At 75.1% G+C, this 16,872-nt stretch carries 15 protein-coding genes; 5 read left to right on the top strand and 10 right to left on the bottom strand.

From position 1 onward, the window contains the following. Positions 1-122: 122 nt before the first annotated feature. Genes ACR807_RS01450 through ACR807_RS01435 form a run of 4 tightly spaced genes read right to left on the bottom strand, consistent with a single transcriptional unit; the run spans position 123 to position 3,083 of the window. Complete coding sequence (locus ACR807_RS01450; RefSeq protein WP_438919315.1) at positions 123-416, bottom strand: DUF6412 domain-containing protein; 294 nt, start codon at positions 414-416, stop codon at positions 123-125. A 16-nt stretch (positions 417-432) separates the two neighbouring features. Continuing rightward, positions 433-1,044 (bottom strand): nucleoside/nucleotide kinase family protein, encoded by a 612-nt coding sequence (locus ACR807_RS01445; RefSeq protein WP_438919357.1) that lies wholly within the window; start codon positions 1,042-1,044, stop codon positions 433-435. Beyond that, positions 1,041-1,628 (bottom strand): DUF402 domain-containing protein, encoded by a 588-nt coding sequence (locus ACR807_RS01440; protein ID WP_438919314.1) that lies wholly within the window; start codon positions 1,626-1,628, stop codon positions 1,041-1,043. The genes ACR807_RS01445 and ACR807_RS01440 overlap by 4 nt, the downstream gene beginning before the upstream one ends. 21 nt (positions 1,629-1,649) lie before the next feature. Further along, positions 1,650-3,083, bottom strand: coding sequence for an aminotransferase-like domain-containing protein (locus ACR807_RS01435; protein WP_438919313.1), 1,434 nt, complete (start codon positions 3,081-3,083; stop codon positions 1,650-1,652). A 63-nt stretch (positions 3,084-3,146) separates the two neighbouring features. Between ACR807_RS01435 and ACR807_RS01430 the strand changes: the two genes are divergently transcribed. After that, on the top strand, positions 3,147-4,316 hold the full coding sequence (locus tag ACR807_RS01430; RefSeq protein WP_438919312.1) for a trans-sulfuration enzyme family protein: 1,170 nt from the start codon (positions 3,147-3,149) through the stop codon (positions 4,314-4,316). On the opposite strand, the gene ACR807_RS01425 is transcribed toward ACR807_RS01430, so the two are convergent. Next, positions 4,313-5,728 carry a GAF domain-containing protein gene (locus tag ACR807_RS01425; protein ID WP_438919311.1) on the bottom strand — a complete coding sequence of 472 codons (1,416 nt, stop codon included), beginning with the start codon at positions 5,726-5,728 and terminating at the stop codon, positions 4,313-4,315. The two genes, ACR807_RS01430 and ACR807_RS01425, sit on opposite strands and share 4 nt — an antisense overlap. 141 nt (positions 5,729-5,869) lie before the next feature. On the opposite strand from ACR807_RS01425, the gene exaC reads away from it, so the two are divergent. Further along, positions 5,870-7,393 (top strand): acetaldehyde dehydrogenase ExaC, encoded by a 1,524-nt coding sequence (gene exaC, locus ACR807_RS01420; RefSeq protein WP_438919310.1) that lies wholly within the window; start codon positions 5,870-5,872, stop codon positions 7,391-7,393. A gap of 66 nt (positions 7,394-7,459) precedes the next feature. On the opposite strand, the gene ACR807_RS01415 is transcribed toward exaC, so the two are convergent. Then, on the bottom strand, positions 7,460-9,091 hold the full coding sequence (locus ACR807_RS01415) for a beta-N-acetylhexosaminidase (protein ID WP_438919309.1): 1,632 nt from the start codon (positions 9,089-9,091) through the stop codon (positions 7,460-7,462). 106 nt (positions 9,092-9,197) lie between these two features. Beyond that, positions 9,198-10,670 carry a CYTH and CHAD domain-containing protein gene (locus ACR807_RS01410; RefSeq protein WP_438919308.1) on the bottom strand — a complete coding sequence of 491 codons (1,473 nt, stop codon included), beginning with the start codon at positions 10,668-10,670 and terminating at the stop codon, positions 9,198-9,200. A gap of 161 nt (positions 10,671-10,831) precedes the next feature. Between ACR807_RS01410 and ACR807_RS01405 the strand changes: the two genes are divergently transcribed. Continuing rightward, positions 10,832-11,623 carry a hypothetical protein gene (locus ACR807_RS01405; protein ID WP_438919307.1) on the top strand — a complete coding sequence of 264 codons (792 nt, stop codon included), beginning with the start codon at positions 10,832-10,834 and terminating at the stop codon, positions 11,621-11,623. 26 nt (positions 11,624-11,649) lie between these two features. Here ACR807_RS01405 and ACR807_RS01400 read toward each other — a convergent pair whose 3' ends face one another. Both ACR807_RS01400 and ACR807_RS01395 read right to left on the bottom strand, forming a co-directional pair. Further along, positions 11,650-12,318 carry an HNH endonuclease family protein gene (locus tag ACR807_RS01400; protein ID WP_438919306.1) on the bottom strand — a complete coding sequence of 223 codons (669 nt, stop codon included), beginning with the start codon at positions 12,316-12,318 and terminating at the stop codon, positions 11,650-11,652. Between the two features lie 137 nt (positions 12,319-12,455). Beyond that, positions 12,456-13,403, bottom strand: coding sequence for a methionyl-tRNA formyltransferase (locus ACR807_RS01395; protein ID WP_438919305.1), 948 nt, complete (start codon positions 13,401-13,403; stop codon positions 12,456-12,458). A gap of 68 nt (positions 13,404-13,471) precedes the next feature. Here ACR807_RS01395 and ACR807_RS01390 point away from each other — a divergent pair, with 68 nt between their 5' ends. Further along, entirely contained in the window at positions 13,472-15,058 is a 1,587-nt protein-coding gene (locus ACR807_RS01390; RefSeq protein ID WP_438919304.1) for an amidohydrolase, read from the top strand. Between the two features lie 32 nt (positions 15,059-15,090). On the opposite strand, the gene ACR807_RS01385 is transcribed toward ACR807_RS01390, so the two are convergent. After that, positions 15,091-15,720 (bottom strand): hypothetical protein, encoded by a 630-nt coding sequence (locus tag ACR807_RS01385; protein WP_438919303.1) that lies wholly within the window; start codon positions 15,718-15,720, stop codon positions 15,091-15,093. A gap of 243 nt (positions 15,721-15,963) precedes the next feature. On the opposite strand from ACR807_RS01385, the gene ACR807_RS01380 reads away from it, so the two are divergent. Then, complete coding sequence (locus ACR807_RS01380; RefSeq protein WP_438919302.1) at positions 15,964-16,755, top strand: SAM-dependent methyltransferase; 792 nt, start codon at positions 15,964-15,966, stop codon at positions 16,753-16,755. Positions 16,756-16,872 lie beyond the last annotated feature (117 nt).

Raw genomic sequence — 16,872 nt, 5'->3', positions numbered from 1 at the left:
GCGGCCCTCCCGACCTCGCGGCCACCGCGGCTCCACCCCGTCGTCGCCGTACTTCTCGGACAACGCCCGGCCCTCGGGCGCGAGGGCGGCGCGGGCCTTCTCGCCGCGCACGGCGGCGCGGCTCAGCGGGTGGGTCGGCAGCCGGACGGCCGGCCGAGTCCCGGTGCCCTGGGACGGGGACGCCCGGCGGCGTCGGGGTCGCGCAGCCGCAGGAACGCGGCGCGCAGCGACTTCTCGCGGATCGACAGCGACCGCACCCACGCGGACGCGGCGCGCACCACCGGTGCGGCGGTGAGCAGCAGCACGACCAGGGCCACCGCCGTCACGGCGGCGACCAGCCCGGTCGGCGAGCGGACGAGGGTGAGGGCGTAGAGCGCGGGCAGGTACAGCGCCGACAGCAGCCGCAACCGGTCCACGTCCACCTCCCCCCGTTCACACCACACCGACGAGCGCGGGCCGCGCGGGGTGGTCGTAGCGCACCGTCACGTCGGCGCGCGGCTCGTACCCGGCGTACGCGGGCAGCGTCCACCGCCACTCGTCCGGCACCTGCCGCTCCAGCGCGCCCGCCGACAGCCACAGGTGCACGGCCAGCTCCGCGGGCAGCCACTTGTCCAGCAGCATCGTGCCGTCGAGCAGCAGCACGCCGCCCGCGCCGAGCGTCACGTAGTCGGCGCGGCTGGCCCGGTCGGTCTCCGCGTTCCACAGCGACGGCAGCACCCGCCCCGACCCGCCGGGTTCCAGCGGGTCGAGCACCTCGCGGGTCAGGCCGCCCACGTCGAGCCACGAGTCGCGGAACGAGTCCGGGTCGTGCCGGCCGAACTCCAGGCGCACGGACGCGGGCCGCAGGAAGTCGCCGGCGGACACCCGCAGCACGGGCCTGCCGAGCGCGCGCAGCGGCTCGACCAGCGCGTCCGCCAGCTCACCCGGCCTGGTGGGCGCGGCCCCGTCGACGAGCACCCGGGACCAGGTGCCGCGCGGCAGCGCGTCGACGCGGGCGACCAGCTCGTCCACCAGGCCGCCCGGGGACAGGGGCGTGACCTTCAGCGGTCCCACCCCCCGGGCAGCGCGGGCACCGGCCAGGCCGGGTCGGGGGCCCAGTCGCCCCACGCCGGGTCCCACCACGTCGTGCCGGCCGTCAGCATGGCCGTCACCTCCTCGGCGGTGCGGCCGATGCCCTCGGCCTCCGCCGCGTCGTACTTGCCCTCGGCCGCGTACCGCTCGAACTCGTCGCGGTCCAGCTCGCACCAGTCCCCGTCGACCGGCAGCCAGAAGTCCAGCGCGTGGTCGAGCGTGTCGAAGCCCCGCGCGGTGCGGCGGAACGGGGCCTGGAGGTTGAGGTAGAACCCGGCGAACCGGCGTTCCGCGCCCTGCCAGTACAGGTCGACCGAGTAGGCGTCGCCGGGCCGGTGCAGCTGGAGCTTGCCGTGGCCGCGCCAGTGCGTGCGGCCGAGCGCCCGCCAGTGGTGCGGCCACGGGTGCGGCGGGTAGCCGATCTCGGTGTCCGGCACCGTGAAGACCACGAGCAGGTCCGGTCCGTCGAGCACGACGCGCGTCGGCGTCACCGACCACGGCCTGCCGTGCAGCACCTCGCGGCGCAGCGCCACGTCCCCCGGTGCGAAGTACCCCATGCCGTCCAGCGTAGGACGCCGCTACACCGCGATCACGGGCAGCACGGGGCGCTCCGACGGCCCCGCGGCGTACGCCTCCCACGCCGAGGCGAGGCGCGCGACGGCGTCGTCCAGCACGGCGGGTCCCGCGGTGAACGCGATCCGCAGCCGGTCGCGGCTGCCGCCCGACGGGTCCAGGGAGCCGCCCGGCAGCACGGCCACCCCGTGCCGCAGCGCGACCTGCGCGTAGGAGGCCGCGTCGCCGCCGGGCAGCCGCACCCACAGCGTCTGGCCGCCCGGGGCCGGGTCGAACGCCCAGTCGGGCAGCGCCCGGCGCAGCCCGGCCGCGAGGTGGTCGTGCCGCTCCCGCAGCAGCGCCACCCGGCGGTCGCGCACCGCGTCGAACCCGGCCAGCAGCTCGACCGCCGCGAGCTGGTCGAGCACCGAGCCGCCCAGGTCGTGCACGGCGCGGAACCGGGCCAGGCGCTCCACCAGCGCGGGTCGCGCGCGCACCCAGCCGGTGCGCAGCCCGCCCCACACCACCTTGCTCAGCGAGCCGACCGCGATCACCTCCGGCGCGTGCGCGGCGGTGGGTCCCACCGGCTCGGTGAAGGCCAGTTCGGCGAGCACGTCGTCCACGACGAGCGGCACCCCGGCGTCCACCGCGGCGCGCACCAGCCGCCGCCGCTCCAGCGCGGGCATCGTCGTGCCGAGCGGGTTCTGCACGGCGGGCATCACGTAGGCGAGCGCGGGCCGGTGCCGCGAGACCGCCGCCGCGAACGCCGCGCCGTCGCCGGCGGGGGAGTGCCGGACGACCGCGGCGGCCTCCCGGAACAGGTCGAGCGCGCCGGGGTACGTCGGGGCCTCCACCAGCACCTCGTCACCCGGCGCGAGCAGGGCCCGGACCAGCAGCGCCAGCGCCTGCTGCGCGCCCGTGGTGACCAGGACGTGCGCCGGCGTCGTCGGCACGCCCAGCGCGGTGTACCGGGCGGCCAGGGCGGCGCGCAGCTCCGGTTGGCCGAGGGGGTGGTAGCCCAGGTCGGGGCCGCCGAGCCGGTCGAGCGCGCCGCGGTGGGCCTCGACGTACTCCGGCGGGGCCCACAGCGGGCCGGCGCAGGCCAGCTGGAGGACGCCGTCCGGGGGTTCGAGCAGGTTGACGAACATCGGGTTGGCGGTCCCGTCGCGGGCCGCGTCCGCCGCCGGGTGCCCGCCGGGCGCCACCCACGTGCCGCTGCCGCGCCGCCGGACCAGCCTGCCCTCGTCGCGCAGCAGGTCGTAGGCGGCGACCACGGTGGTGCGGCCGACCGCGAGCCCGGCCGCCAGCGCCCGGTCCGGCGGCAGCGGCGTGCCCGCGGGCAACCGGCCCTCGTCGACCAGCTCGCGCAGGCGGCAGGCCAGCAGCAGGTGGAGCGGACCCCGGCCCGCCGACCACCGGCCGAGCCGCCCCGCCAGGTCCTCGACCGCGATTGGCTTCATCAGCAGACCAATCTAGTGGAATTGGCGCTGCCGACCGGCCCCGCCGGTCGGCACGATCGGGTCATGCGACCGGAGACCCGCCTCGTGCACGCCACCGCCCCCCGACCGACCGCCGGCACGCCGCTCGCCGTGCCGCTCCACCAGACCTCGGGGTTCTCGTTCGACGACCTGGACGCCTTCGCCGACGGCATGAGCGGGCCGGACGGCGCGTTCGCCTACACCCGGCTGGGCAACCCGACGGTCCGCGGGCTGGAGGACGCCGTCGCGGACCTGGAGGGCGGCGCGGCGGCGCTGGCCGCGGCCTCCGGCATGGGCGCCATCACGACCGTGCTGCACGCCACCCTGCGCGCCGGCGACCACGTGGTGGCGCAGCGCGACCTGTACGGCGGCACGCACGCCCTGCTGCGCGACCTCGCCGAGCGGTGGGACGTCTCGGTCACCCGCGTGTCCGGGCACGACCCCGACGAGGTGCGCGCCGCGCTCGGCCCGCGGACCCGGCTGGTGTACCTGGAGACGATCGCCAACCCCACCGGCCACGTCAGCGACCTGGCCGCGGTGAGCCGGGTCGCGCGCGGGGCGGGCGTCGCCGTCGTGGTGGACAACACCTTCGCCACGCCCCTGCTGTGCCGGCCGATCGGGCTGGGCGCGGACGTGGTGGTCCACTCGACCACGAAGTACCTGGCGGGCCACAGCGACGTCGTCGGCGGGGTCGCGGTGTTCGCCGACGCCGCCCGCCACCGCGAGGTCTGGGCGCGCGCGGTGGAGGTCGGCGCGACCGCCGACCCGTTCGCGGCCTGGCTGACCCTCCGCGGCCTGCGCACCCTGGCGCTGCGGGTGCGCGCGCACTGCGCCAACGCGGAGGTGCTCGCCCACCGGCTCGCCGCGCACCCGGCCGTGGCGGCGGTGCGCTGGCCGGGGCTGCCCGACCACCCCAGCCACGGCGTCGCGACCCGGCTGCTGTCCGGGTACGGGGCCGCGTTCTCCTTCGACCTGGCCGGCGGGCGGGCGGCGGCCGAGCGGTTCGCCCGCGCGCTGCGGCTGGTGCGGCTCGCCCCGTCGCTCGGCGGCCCCGAGACGCTGGTGCTGCACCCGGCGAGCACCTCGCACCGCGGGCTCACCGGGGACGAGCTGCGCGCGGTGGGCATCACCGACGGCACGATCAGGCTCTCCGCGGGCATCGAGCACGTCGACGACCTGTGGTCGGACCTGGCGGGCGCCCTCCGCGAGGGCTAGCCGGCCAGCGCCCGGCGCAGCCGCCCGATCGCCACCTCGCGGCGCGGGTCGGTGTGCGGCAGCAGGCGCACCAGCCGTTCGAGCACCTCGACGTCCTCCGCCACCAGGCCGAGCGCCCACAGCGCCTCCACGTCGCCCCGGTCCAGCACGCCGCGCCGCACGGCCGCCGCCAGGTCCTCGCGCTCCTCGCGCGCCACCGGGGCCTCGGACCGGGGCAGCAGCTCGCCCCGGTACGCGGCGGCGGCCGGCGCCACGTCGCCGTTCCGCAGCGCCTCGCGCACCGCGAGGAAGTCGCCGCGCACGTCCGCGCACAGCCGGTACGGCCTGGTCAGCAGCACGCCGCCGAGCCGGTCGCGGAGCCGGTGCAGCTCGGCGCGCACCGTCGTCGGGTTGCCGCGCTCGCCGTACAGCCGCAGCGCCAGCTGGTCCGCCGACAGCCCCTTCGGGTGCAGCGCCAGCGCCAGCAGCAGCTCCGCGTGCCGCAGCGACAGCGGCAGCTCGCGCCCGTCGAGCGAGGCCGAGACCGACCCCAGGAACCGCAGCGACAGCACGGGTCTCCGCTCGGTCCGGTGCGGCACGCGCAGCAGGTAACCCTCCTCCAGCGGCTCCAGCCGCGCCTCGCGCCCGTCGGCCAGCAGCACCCGGTCGCCGGACACGTCCACCCGCGTGCCCACGGCCTCGCCGGACGCCGAGGCGAGCACCCGGCCGCTGGGGCTGAGCAGCGCGCCGGGTTCGCCGCGCAGGGCGACGAGGTGGCGCATCCCGGCGGCGCGCAGCCGTTCGTCCCGCGCCGCCTGCCGGGTGCTCAGCCGGCCCTCCGCCAGCCGCGCCGCCGCCGACACCAGCGCCACCACCGCCGGGTGCACGCTGCTCAACGGCCCGCTCACGTCGACCGCGCCGATCGTGCGGCCGGTGTCCGGGTCGCGCACGGGGCTCGCCGCGCACGTCCACCCGTGGTAGGTCCGCACCAGGTGCTCGGCCGAGTGCACGGTCACCGGCCGGTCGACCGCCAGCGCCGTGCCCATCGCGTTGGTGCCGATCGCGGACTCGCTCCAGCAGGCGCCCTCGGCCAGCCCCACCCGCTCGGCCAGCCCCCGCACCGACGCCTTGCCCTCGCACCACAGGACGGTGCCGTCCGCGTCGGTGACGATCATGACGTGCTCGGCCTCGTCGGCGATGCTGACCAGCGTCTCGCGCAGCACCGGCAGGGCCGCCGCGATCGGGTGCGCGCCGCGCCGGTCGGCGACCTCGCCCCGGTCGAGCACCACCGGGGCCTCGTGCCGCTCCGGGTCGACCCGCGCGGCCAGCGAGCGCCGCCACGACTCGACGATCAGCTCCCGCGCCCCCGCCGCCGCGTCCCCGCTCAGCGCCAGCTCGCGCAGGCGCGCGAGTCGTCGCGGGTCCGGTCCCATGGGCTCCTCCTCGATCCAGGATGACTGTCCATCGACATCCCGGGCAAGCAGATCGCTGCTCCGTCCGGGTGCAACGCGACTGCAACGTGGGAGCCCGCACGCTGCACCGCACCACGACAGCGACGACGCGGGAGGCGAGACATGGCGAGGTACGCGGCGCCCGGCGAGAAGGGCAGCGCCGTGTCGTACCGGGACCGGTACGACCACTTCATCGGCGGCGAGTACGTGCCGCCCGCCAAGGGCGGTTACTTCGAGAACCGCACCCCCGTCACCGGCGAGGTGTTCACCGAGGTCGCGCGGGGCACCGCCGAGGACGTCGACCGGGCCCTGGACGCCGCGCACGGCGCCGCGCGGGCGTGGGGCCGCACGTCGGCCGCCGAGCGCGCCGACGTGCTCAACGACGTCGCCGACCGGATCGAGGACCACCTCGAAGCCCTCGCCGTGGCCGAGACGTGGGAGAACGGCAAGCCGATCCGGGAGACCCTGGCCGCCGACCTGCCGCTGGCGGTGGACCACTTCCGCTACTTCGCGGGCGTCGTCCGGGCGCAGGAGGGCGGCATCTCGCAGATCAGCGAGGACCTGGTGGCCTACCACTTCCCGGAGCCGCTGGGCGTGGTCGGCCAGATCATCCCGTGGAACTTCCCGCTGCTCATGGCCGCCTGGAAGCTCGCGCCCGCGCTGGCCGCCGGCAACGCCGTGGTGCTCAAGCCCGCCGAGCAGACCCCGGCGTCGATCCACGTGCTGATGGGCCTCATCGCGGAGCTGCTGCCGCCCGGCGTGGTCAACGTCGTCAACGGCTTCGGCACGGAGGCGGGCAAGCCCCTCGCGTCCAGCCGCCGCGTCGCCAAGGTCGCGTTCACCGGCGAGACGTCCACCGGCCGGCTGATCATGGGGTACGCGAGCGAGAACCTGGTCCCGGTGACGCTGGAGCTGGGCGGCAAGTCGCCCAACATCTTCTTCGACGACGTGGCCGCGCACCGCGACGCGTTCTACGACAAGGCGTTGGAGGGCTTCACCATGTTCGCCCTCAACCAGGGCGAGGTGTGCACGTGCCCGTCGCGGGCGCTCGTGCAGAGCGGCATCTACGACGAGTTCCTGGCCGACGCCACCGAGCGCACCAAGGCCGTCCGGCAGGGGCACCCGCTCGACACCGGGACCATGATCGGCGCGCAGGCCAGCCGCGAGCAGCTCGACAAGGTCCTGTCCTACGTGGAGATCGGCAAGCGGGAGGGCGCGCGCCTGGTGTGCGGCGGCGAGCCCGCGGACCTGGGCGGCGAGCTGTCCGGCGGCTACTACGTCACGCCCGCGATCTTCGAGGGCGACAACAAGATGCGGGTCTTCCAGGAGGAGATCTTCGGCCCGGTCGTCGCGGTGACCCGCTTCGACGACTTCGACGACGCGGTGAAGACCGCCAACGACACGCCCTACGGCCTGGGCGCGGGCGTGTGGTCGCGCGACGGCAACGTCGCCTACCGCGCGGGCCGGGAGATCCAGGCCGGCCGGGTGTGGGTGAACAACTACCACGCCTACCCGGCGCACGCGGCGTTCGGCGGCTACAAGCAGTCCGGCATCGGCCGCGAGAACCACCGCGTGATGCTCGACCACTACCAGCAGACCAAGAACCTGCTGGTCAGCTACTCGCCCGACGCGCAGGGCTTCTTCTAGACGACGCGCGGGGCCTCCTCCGGACCCGGTGCGGGGAGCCGCCCCTCGGCTCCCCGCACCGCCTCGTCAGCGCTTCCAGGGCACCTGCGGGGAGCGGTAGTAGTTCACGCCCTGCACGTCCCACCGGTCGGCCTGCGCGGCCAGCCGGACCCTGAACGCCTCCCAGTCGTGCGTCGACCACGGGGACCAGCCCAGCTCGGCGATCGCGGGCAGGCGCGGGAACGCCATGAACTCGACGTCCGCCGAGTTCGTCAGCGTCTCGCTCCACAGCGGTGCCTCCACGCCGAGCACCGACCCGGCGGGCAGCCCCTCGACGTACGCGCCGGGGTTCCAGTCGTAGGCGTCCTGCACGTCGGTGTACCCGGCCCAGGACAGGCCGAGCGGCGTGTCCGCGTCGTACTTCATGTCCAGGTACGCCTTGCTCGCGGGCGACAGCACGACCCGGTTGCCCCGCGCCGCCGCCTCCACCACGTCCGGCGCGGTGGTCCTGGTGCCCCAGAACTGCGGCACCGCGGTGGCGGGCGGACCGGCCTTGACGAACTCGTGCCAGCCGACCGCGGTCTTGCCGTGCTTGGCCACCAGCGGCAGCACCCGGTCCATGAACAGGTCGTAGTCCGGGTCGGTGGTGGCGTGCGCCTCGTCGCCGCCGATGTGGACGTACCGCCCCGGCGTCAGCGCGGCCACCTCGCGCAGCACGTCGTCGACGAACCGGTAGGTGATGTCCTTGTCGATGCACAGCGAGCTGAAGCCGACCTCGATGCCGGTGTAGAGCGGCGGGGCGACGCCGTCGCAGTTCAGCTCCGGGTAGGAGGACAGCGCGGCGTTGGTGTGGCCCGGCAGGTCGATCTCCGGGATCACCGTGATGTGCCGGGCCGCGGCGTAGGCGACCAGGTCCTCGTACTGCTCCTGCGTGTAGAACCCGCCGGGGCCGCCGCCGACCTCCGTGCTGCCGCCGTGCGCGGTGAGGTTGGGCCAGCTCTTGATCTCCAGCCGCCAGCCCTGGTCGTCGGTCAGGTGCAGGTGCAGCCGGTTGACCTTGTAGAGCGCGAGCTGGTCGACGTACCGCTTGACCTCGTCGGGCGAGAAGAAGTGCCGGGCCACGTCGAGCATCGCGCCCCGGTGGGCGTAGCGCGGGTGGTCGAGCACCCGGCCGCCGGGCGCGGTGAACGGCCCGCGCTGCCGCGTCTTCGCCTCGACCTTCGCGGGCAGGACCTGGCGGAACGTCTGCACGCCCGCGAACAGGCCGGCGGCCGTGCGCGCGCGGACGACGACGCCGAGCCGCGTCACGTCGAGCTGGTAGCCCTCGTCGCCGACCTCCGGGGGCGCGCCGGTGAGCAGCAGCGAGATGCCGCGGGCGGACGCGCCGGGCACGACGGGCAGCCGGTAGCCGGTGGACGGCCGCAGCACGCCCGCGAGGAACTCGCCGACCTGCCGGGCCCCCGCCGAACCGGGGTGGGTGTGGATGCGGGTGTCCGCGCCGAGGGTGAAGGTCACCCCGGGGCGCGGGGTGGCACTGACGGGGGCGGGCACGATGTGTCGCAACGAGGTCTCCGGGGCTGCGTGGGCGGGCGCCGCCGCGCCCGTGCCGCCCACCGCGCCCGCGGCCAGCAGCGCGGCGAGCGCGAGGCCGAGCCCGCGTCGTCGTCCCGGGAGCGGTCCCCGGAGCCGCGGCTCCCGGTGCGTCGTTCTCCTGGTCACCCGAGTTCTCCTGGTCACCTGACGACCTCCTGGCCGGTGTGGATCACGGGCGGCGGCCCAGTCACCGTTCCAGCCCCCGCCAGGAGGTGTCAAGGTCCAGACCAATTCAGGAGAGCTTCGGCTTGCCGACACCCCGCCACACGGCGGCGAAGCGGTCCTCCACCCGCCGGGCCAGGCCCTCCTCCAGGCCGTGCAGCAGGCCGAAGGTGAACCCGTTCCCGCCGTCGAGCTGCGCCTTCGCGCCCAGCTCGCGCAGCACCGGCCGCGCCACCACGCTGTCCTGGTGCTCGCCCAGCAGCGTCTGCACGTCCTTGACCTGCTTGCGGTACTTCTTCGCCTTCCTGCCGAACGCCGGTTCGGCCACCTCGACGGAGTACCGCAGCCGCTTGGCCGCCTTGCGCGCCTCGTGCAGGCCCGTGTCGTCGGTCGCCTCCGCGACCCGCCGGGCCAGCCGCCGGTGGGTCTTCGCGACCAGCTCCGGCAGCACCTTCCCGGCCTTCCGGCGGCCCAGCGGCGTCACCGGCGGGTCGGCCAGCAGCGCGTCCACCGAGTCCAGCAGCGCGAAGTACCGCCCGCTGTCCAGCGCGGCCACGGCCGACTCGTGCGCGGCGACCTCCAGCGGCGCGAAGTGCCGGGTCAGCTGCGCCTTCACGGGGCCCAGCACGAGCGACGGGTCCAGCTCCGCCACCGCGCCCTCGAAGCGGGCGCGCAGCACCTCCAGGTCGCGCGCCTCGCCGAGCACGCCCGCCAGCCACTTCAGCTCGTCGGTCAGCGCCCGCGTCCGGTCGCGGTCGACGACCACCCCGAACGACTGCAACGCGCTGCGCATCCGCCGGGTCGCCACCCGCATCTGGTGCACGGCGTCGTCCTCGCCGCGCCGCACCCGCGGGTCCTGGTGCTGGAGCGCCTCCGCCTGCTCCCGCACGTAGGCGAGCACCACGTCGGCCGCGGTCGTGCCCGGCACGCGCGCCGGGGCGGTGGGCGCGAGCCGGCCCGCCAGCAGCCGGGTCAGCTTCGCCGACGACGTGGACCGCCTGATCCCGACGTCCGACAGCCGCGCCTCCACCCGGTCCAGCAGCGCCACGTCGCCGCGCTCGCCCAGCTCCACCTCGATCTCGCGCCACGAGTCGACGGGCGAGTCGTCCGCCGCGGCCTGCGCCGACACCAGGTCCTCGACCACCTCGGCGAGCAGCGCGCCCTTGGCGTCCACGAGCTGCCAGCGGTGCCGCGTGGTCCGGATGCGGGCCACCGGGGCCAGCTCGTTGCCGCGGGCGTGCACCTGCACCAGCGAGCCGAGCTGCTTCGGCGGGTGCTTGGCCGCGCGGCCCGGCGGGAGCCGCACTTCCTCGCGGGTGTCCTCGCCGGCCGGCAGCTTGAGGTGCCAGCCCGCGTCGTCACCGCCCGTGCGGCGGCGCAGCGTCAGGCCCGCGCGCGCCAACCGCAGGTCCTCCGTGTCGTAGTAGACCGCCTCCAGCCGCAGCTCCTCGGGACCGGCCGCCGCGGCGACACCGGGCAGGTCCGCCAGGTCCGGCAGCGCGGTGCCGTCGGGGGCCTCGTACTTGCGTTCCGTCTCTCGCACCGAACTCGCCATGCCCCAGGCATACACCGTTCGGCCGCTGTTCAGTCATCATCACGGTGCGTCACCGGGCATTGACCGAAACGGTGGGACTCGACGGCCCGTCCGCGTGGTTTTCCCGCTCCGTCCCTGGACAGGGGCTCGCGGTGCGGTTGGCTGGCGGTGTGGCCACCGAGAAGGAACGGCTCGACGAGATCGAGCCGACTGTCGCCGACCTCGTCGCGAACACCAAGATGGTGATCGACGAGGTGAACCGCCTGAGCGTGCGCCTGCACGTGCTCGAACGCAGGCTGTCCGGCACCGGCTCGGGCCCGGACGAGGACCTCGACGCGATCGCCGGGATCACCGGGACCGTGGAGGCGCTGCGCGCCGCGTGGGACGCCGAGCAGGAGCTGCTGGCCGACTCGGTCCGCGCCGACCTGCGCGCCGAGGTGGCCGAGTACGAGTCGCTCAAGGAGCAGCGCGACGCCGGACTGGCCCGGCTGGCCGCGGGCCGCATGCCGCGCTTCGAGCGCGACGCCCTCCAGCACGAGGTGCAGAACCTGGAGTGGCGGGTCAACGCGCAGGAGTTCAGCGCGTCCGCCGCCGCCCAGCGGCTGGCCGCCGACGAGCTGGCCGCCGAGGAGCCGTGGCGCGCCGAGGCCGTGCTGTCCGGCGAGAAGGCCCGGCAGGAGATCGTCGACGTCGCCCGCCGCAGGCTGGAGCGCTCCCTGGCGACCGACGCCCGGCTGCCCCTGTGGTTCCGCGTCGGCCTGGGCGAGATCACCGCCCCCGACCCGGCGCAGTGGGTGGAGGCCGCCGTGGCGCTGGTCGCCTACCGGCTGGAGTACGCCGTCACCGACCCGATCTCACCGCTGGGCGAGGTCCCGTCGGCCTCCTCCGGCTTCGCCGCCTGGGTCCGCCGCGCCGAGGCGTACACCGACATCAAGGACCAGCTGGAGAGCCTCCGCGACTGACGCGGGTCACCAGGTCTTGAGCCGGGTCAGCAGGTCTTGAGCATCGAGGCGAGCGCGTCGCGCTCCGCCTCGTCCACGCTCAACGCGTACAGCGTCTTCACCGACACCACGGCCCGCGCGTAGGTGCACCAGTACGCCTCCACCGGCGGCTTCCACTTGGCCGCGTCCTGGTCGCCCTTCGAGCGGTTGCTGCTCGCCGTCACCGCGATCAGCTGCAACCCGCCCATGTCGTTGGCGAACTTCTGGCGCTGCTCGTCGGTCCACCCGTCCGCGCCCGACCGCCACGCCTCCGCCAGCGCCACGGTGTGGTCGATGTCGAGCTTGCCCGCGTCGTCCACCACGACCCCGTCGTACGGGCTGGTCCACGTCCCCGCCGTGGCCTTGCACGCCGAGTCGGTCCGCACCTCCGTGCCCTGCCGCTGGAGCACGACCTCCCGCGTGTCGCACGAGTCGCCCTGGCTGCTCCAGTGCGGGAACCGCTCCCGGCTGTAGCCGGTCATCTTCCCCTCGGGCGCCACGGTCAGCGCGGCCAGCTGCGCGGCCGGGTCGTCGCCGGGCGAGGCCGGCCCCGACGGGACGGGCGCGGTCGGCGACGGTGGCGCCGTCCCGTCCTCCCGGGTCAGGTAGTAGCCGATCACGACGAGGAGGACCAGCACCACCGCGCCGGTCACAGTGGTCGACCGCTTGCCGCTCATGCACCCATGATCAGTGATGAGCGGCCCCACGGGAACACCCACCCCGGGATCGCCCTTCGGCGCGTCTCAGCACGCGCCCGCCACCACGCCCCCCGTCGGGGCCGGCCGATGAGGGCCGGGTCGTCAGGGGCGGGTCGTCAGGGGCGGCTCGTCAGGTAGCCGCCCATCGTCGTGAAGTACTCCGTCGCGCCCAGCTCGCGGCCGTCCTCGGTGCGCACCTTCTTCACCAGCAGCGCGCGGTTCTTCCCGCGGCGCGCCAGGGCACCGGCCACGATCGCCACGCCGTCGCCCTCGCGGTAGAAGATCCGGCCGGGCGTGCCGCCGTAGCACTCCGCCGACACCTCGGCCTCGACGATCTCCAGCCGCTCGCCCTTGTGGAAGCAGAACGCGCTCGGGTACGGCGCGCACTGGGCGCGCACGAGCCGGTCCAGCTCGTCGGCCTCCCACGTGAAGTCGATGCGCAGGTCCTCCTCGGCGCGCTTGTGGAAGAAGCTCGCCTTCGAGCGGTCCTGCTTCCGGAAGTCGGTGCGGCCCGAGGCGATCTCGGCCAGGCCGTCCACGGTGATCGGGCCGAACAGCTCCAGCGTCTTGCGGAACAGGTCCGCCGTCGTGTCGCGCGGGCCGACCGGCACCGACCGCTGGAGCACGATGTCCCCGGCGTCCAGCGTCTCGTCCATCACGTGCGCGGTGACGCCGACCTCCTTCTCGTCGTTGATCAGGGCCCAGATCAGCGGCGAGAAGCCCGCGTAGGCGGGCAGCAGCGAGTCGTGCACGTTCAGCGTGCCGTGCTTGGGCAGGGTGAAGACGCGCGGCGGGATCCACGTGCGCCAGTTCGTGGCGACGATGACGTCCGGCGCGATCTCCGTGAGCCGCTGGAGCAGCTCGTCGTCGTCCGGGCGGTTGCGGATGATCGTCTCCACGCCGTGCTCGGCGGCGAGGTCGGCGACGGAGTCGCTCCAGATGCGCTCGTAGGCGTGGTCGCTCTTGGGGTGGGTGACCACCGCGACCACCTCGTGCTCGGAGTCCAGCAGCGCCTGGAGCGTCCGGTGGCCCCAGGTCTGGTAGCCGAACATGACGACCCGCATGGGTTTCTCCTTAGTATCGCCTAAGTTATCCAACCCTAACCTAACTAGGTGTGGTCTAGCCTCAGCGGGTGATCCTGGACCTGAAGTTCGTGCGCGGGCGGGTCGTGACCATGGACCCGGTCCGCCCCGCCGCGTCCGTGATCGGCGTGTGGGCGGGCCGGGTCGTCGGGCTGGACGACGAGGTCGCCCACCTGCCCGCCCGGCGCGTGGTCGACCTGGACGGCGCGGTCGTGCTGCCCGGGTTCGTCGACGCGCACACCCACCTGGCGTGGGCCGGCCGGGCGTCGCGCACCCTCGACATCTCCGCGTGCCGGACCGTCGCCCAGGTCGTCGACCTGCTGCGCGTCGCCCCCCGGTCGTCGGACTGGCTGGAGGTCGCGGGCTACGACCACCGCGCGCTCGACCGCCCGCTCACCGCGCGCGACCTCGACCGGGTCGGGCCGCGCGTCTACGTCCAGGACCTGTCCGGGCACGCGTGCGTCGTCGGCTCCGACGTCCTGGCCGTGCTGCCGGGCCACGTGCTGCGCGACGCCCAGCGCGACGCCGACGGCACGCTCACCGGGTTCCTCGCCGAGGGCGCGCAGAGCGCCGTGCGCGCGCTGCGGCTGCCCTACTCGCTCGACGACATCGCCGCCGACGTCGAGCTCGGCGCGCGCCAGTGCGCCCGCGAGGGCGTCGTGCTCGCCGCCGAGGCGGGTGTCGGCGGCGGCCTGATCGGCAGCAGCCCGCTGGAGGTCGAGGCGTACCAGCGGGCCGCGCTGCCGATCCGCGTCCAGCTCATGGTGTCCGCGGACCGCCTCGAACCGGTCGCCGCGCACGCCGACGACGGTGTGCGCCGCGCCGTGCCGCTCGGCCTGCGCACCGGGTTCGGCGGCGACCGGCTGTCCCTCGGCCCGCTCAAGCTGTGGACCGACGGCGGCATGATGGCCCGCACCGCCGCGCTGACCCGGCCGTACGAGGGCATGGACACCGCGGGGCAGCTCCAGGACGACCCCGAGCTGATGCGCGCCGCGATCCTCGACGGCCACGCCGCCGGGTGGCAGCTCGCCGTGCACGCCATCGGCGACCGGGCCGTCGACTTCGCCCTCGACGCCCTCGCCGACGCCCAGGCCGCCCGGCCCCGCCCCGACGCGCGCCACCGCATCGAGCACTGCGGCCTGGTGCGCCCCGAGCAGCTCGACCGCATCGCCGAGCTGGACGTGGTCCCGGTGGTCCAGCCGACGTTCCTGCACGCCTACGGCGACGACTACTCGCGCATCATGGGCCCCGAGCGCGCCCCCTGGATGTACCGCGGCCGCGCCTTCCTCGACCGCGGCATCACCGTCGCGGGCAGCTCCGACCGCCCGGTCGCCGACGGCGCGCCGCTGCGGGCCATCCAGTTCATGGTCGAGCGACTCTCCGCCTCCGGCCTCCCGGTCGGCCCGGACGAGGCCGTCACCGCGCGCGAGGCCGTCGCCGCCTACACCACGGGCGCCGCGTACGCGTGCCGCGCGGAGGACCGCCTGGGCACGATCGCGCCGGGCAAGTTCGCCGACCTGGTGGTGCTCGACGCCGACCCGCTGACGTGCGACCCCGCCGGGATCGCCGGCATCGCGGTCCTCGCCACCGTCGTGGGCGGCGCCTTCCCGCACGACCCGGCCGGCTTCGCGCGCTGACCGGCGCCCGGCCGGTCCGGGCGCTCATCGGCTCAGGCGCTCATCCGCCAGTGCACGACGTACCCGGCCGCCTCGGCCGCGATCAGCGCGTCCAGCTTCGCCAGGTTCGTCCGCCGCGACATCCGGAACGCCCGCCCCCGCCGCGCGTCCAGCACCAGCGGCGTCGCGCCGGGCAGCACGTCGGCCATCGTCTGCTGCATCACGCGCAGCGCCACGTTCGCAGCCTCCTGCGTCAGCGGCGGCTCCTTCACGTACACCGTCACCGCCGCCCGCGACCCGTCCGGCGCGAGCAGCCCCAGGTGCGGCCGGACCCGCAGCGACAGCTCGCCCGCCTGCCACCGGGCGGCGCCCGCGGGCACGCCCGTCGCCCGCGTCGACCGCAGCCACGGCACGAACCCCTCCCGCACCTCCTCGAACGCCCGCGCCTGCCCGGACCGGCCGTGCTCCCGCGCCGCCTCGACCGCCCTGTCCAGCTCCGCGGCCGGGTCGGGCGAGTTGGCCGCGCGGCGCATCGCGTCGCGCACGGGGTTGTAGAACCCGGCCACCCACTGCTCCGAGGACAGGTAGGTGCGCCGCTGGTCGGACACGATGTTGATCCGGCCACGCTGGCCGCTCATGGCGTACTCGGTGAAGGACAGTGCGGTCACGCTGATCGGCTCCACGACAGGCTCCCCTCGCGCGCAGGTCGAACTCGTGTTCGATCCTACCGAGGGGGTCCGACAAAAACGGCGTGCGAACGGGCTACCCGGGCACCCTCGTGATCAGCTGTCCCGGCTCCGGGGCCGCCGCACGCCCGGTGAGGCTCGACTACTCCGAACGGGTGACAAGCCTGCTCGTTGCACCCCGGCGGCGACGACCCCGCGCGGCCCACGCCCTAAGCTCCCCGCCGGGGAAGGGAGCCGAGCGTGACCGAGCGACCGGACATCGACCTGACCAGGCCCAGCGCCGCCCGCGTGTACGACTACTACCTCGGCGGGGCGCACAACTTCGCGGTCGACCGCGAGATGGCCGAGCAGGCCATCCGGATGTGGCCCGAGCTGCCGCTGATCATGCAGGCGAACCGGGCGTTCCTGCGGCGCGCGGTGCAGCACTGCGCCGCGCGCGGCGTGGACCAGTTCCTCGACCTGGGCTCCGGCATCCCCACCGTGGGCAACGTGCACGAGGTCGCCCGCGACGCCGACCCCGCCGCCCGGGTCGTCTACGTCGACAACGACCCGATCGCGGTCACCTACAGCCGCACGATCCTCGGCGACGACCGGCAGACCGGCGTCGTCCAGGCGGACCTGCGGCGGCCGGACGACGTGCTGTCCTCCCCGCAGGTGCGCGACCTGCTCGACCTGAGCCGCCCGGTGGCCGTGATGATGGTCGCCGTGCTGCACTTCGTGCCCGAGGACCCGGCCGGGGTGGTCGCCGCCTACCGCGACGCCGTGGCGCCGGGCAGCCTGCTCGTCCTCTCGCACGCCACCCGCGACGGTCAGGACGACCAGGCCGACGAGCACTCCGACCTGTACCGCAACCGCACCGCCACGCCGATGACCATGCGCACGAAGGCCGAGGTCGAGGCGTTGTTCAGCGGGTTCGACCTGGTCGAGCCGGGCGTGGTGCACCTGCCGCTGTGGCGGCCGGTGTCGCTGGAGGACGTCGACGAGCACCCGGAGCGCGTCGCCGGCCTGGCCGCCGTGGGCGTCAAGCGCTGAACGGCCGCCCGGTCCCCGGGTCCCACCTTCGAGTGATCGAACGGCCGCCGCACCTGCTGATGTTGTAGTTTCGTGACCTGGCAGGTGCGGCTGCCACCGAGGCTCCTCCTGACCCGG

The sequence above is a fragment of the Saccharothrix sabaoui genome (assembly GCF_051756985.1).
Taxonomy (GTDB): domain Bacteria; phylum Actinomycetota; class Actinomycetes; order Mycobacteriales; family Pseudonocardiaceae; genus Actinosynnema.
Note: the sequence above shows the minus strand (reverse complement) of the source record. Positions and strands in the feature narration are given on the sequence as shown.

Coding starts and splice junctions, on each gene's coding strand:
- ACR807_RS01440 (WP_438919314.1), bottom strand. CDS start 1,628: ATGGGGTACTTCGCACCGGGGGACGTGGCGCTGCGCCGCGAGGTGCTG.
- ACR807_RS01435 (WP_438919313.1), bottom strand. CDS start 3,083: ATGAAGCCAATCGCGGTCGAGGACCTGGCGGGGCGGCTCGGCCGGTGG.
- ACR807_RS01430 (WP_438919312.1), top strand. CDS start 3,147: ATGCGACCGGAGACCCGCCTCGTGCACGCCACCGCCCCCCGACCGACC.
- ACR807_RS01425 (WP_438919311.1), bottom strand. CDS start 5,728: ATGGGACCGGACCCGCGACGACTCGCGCGCCTGCGCGAGCTGGCGCTG.
- exaC (WP_438919310.1), top strand. CDS start 5,870: ATGGCGAGGTACGCGGCGCCCGGCGAGAAGGGCAGCGCCGTGTCGTAC.
- ACR807_RS01400 (WP_438919306.1), bottom strand. CDS start 12,318: ATGAGCGGCAAGCGGTCGACCACTGTGACCGGCGCGGTGGTGCTGGTC.
- ACR807_RS01395 (WP_438919305.1), bottom strand. CDS start 13,403: ATGCGGGTCGTCATGTTCGGCTACCAGACCTGGGGCCACCGGACGCTC.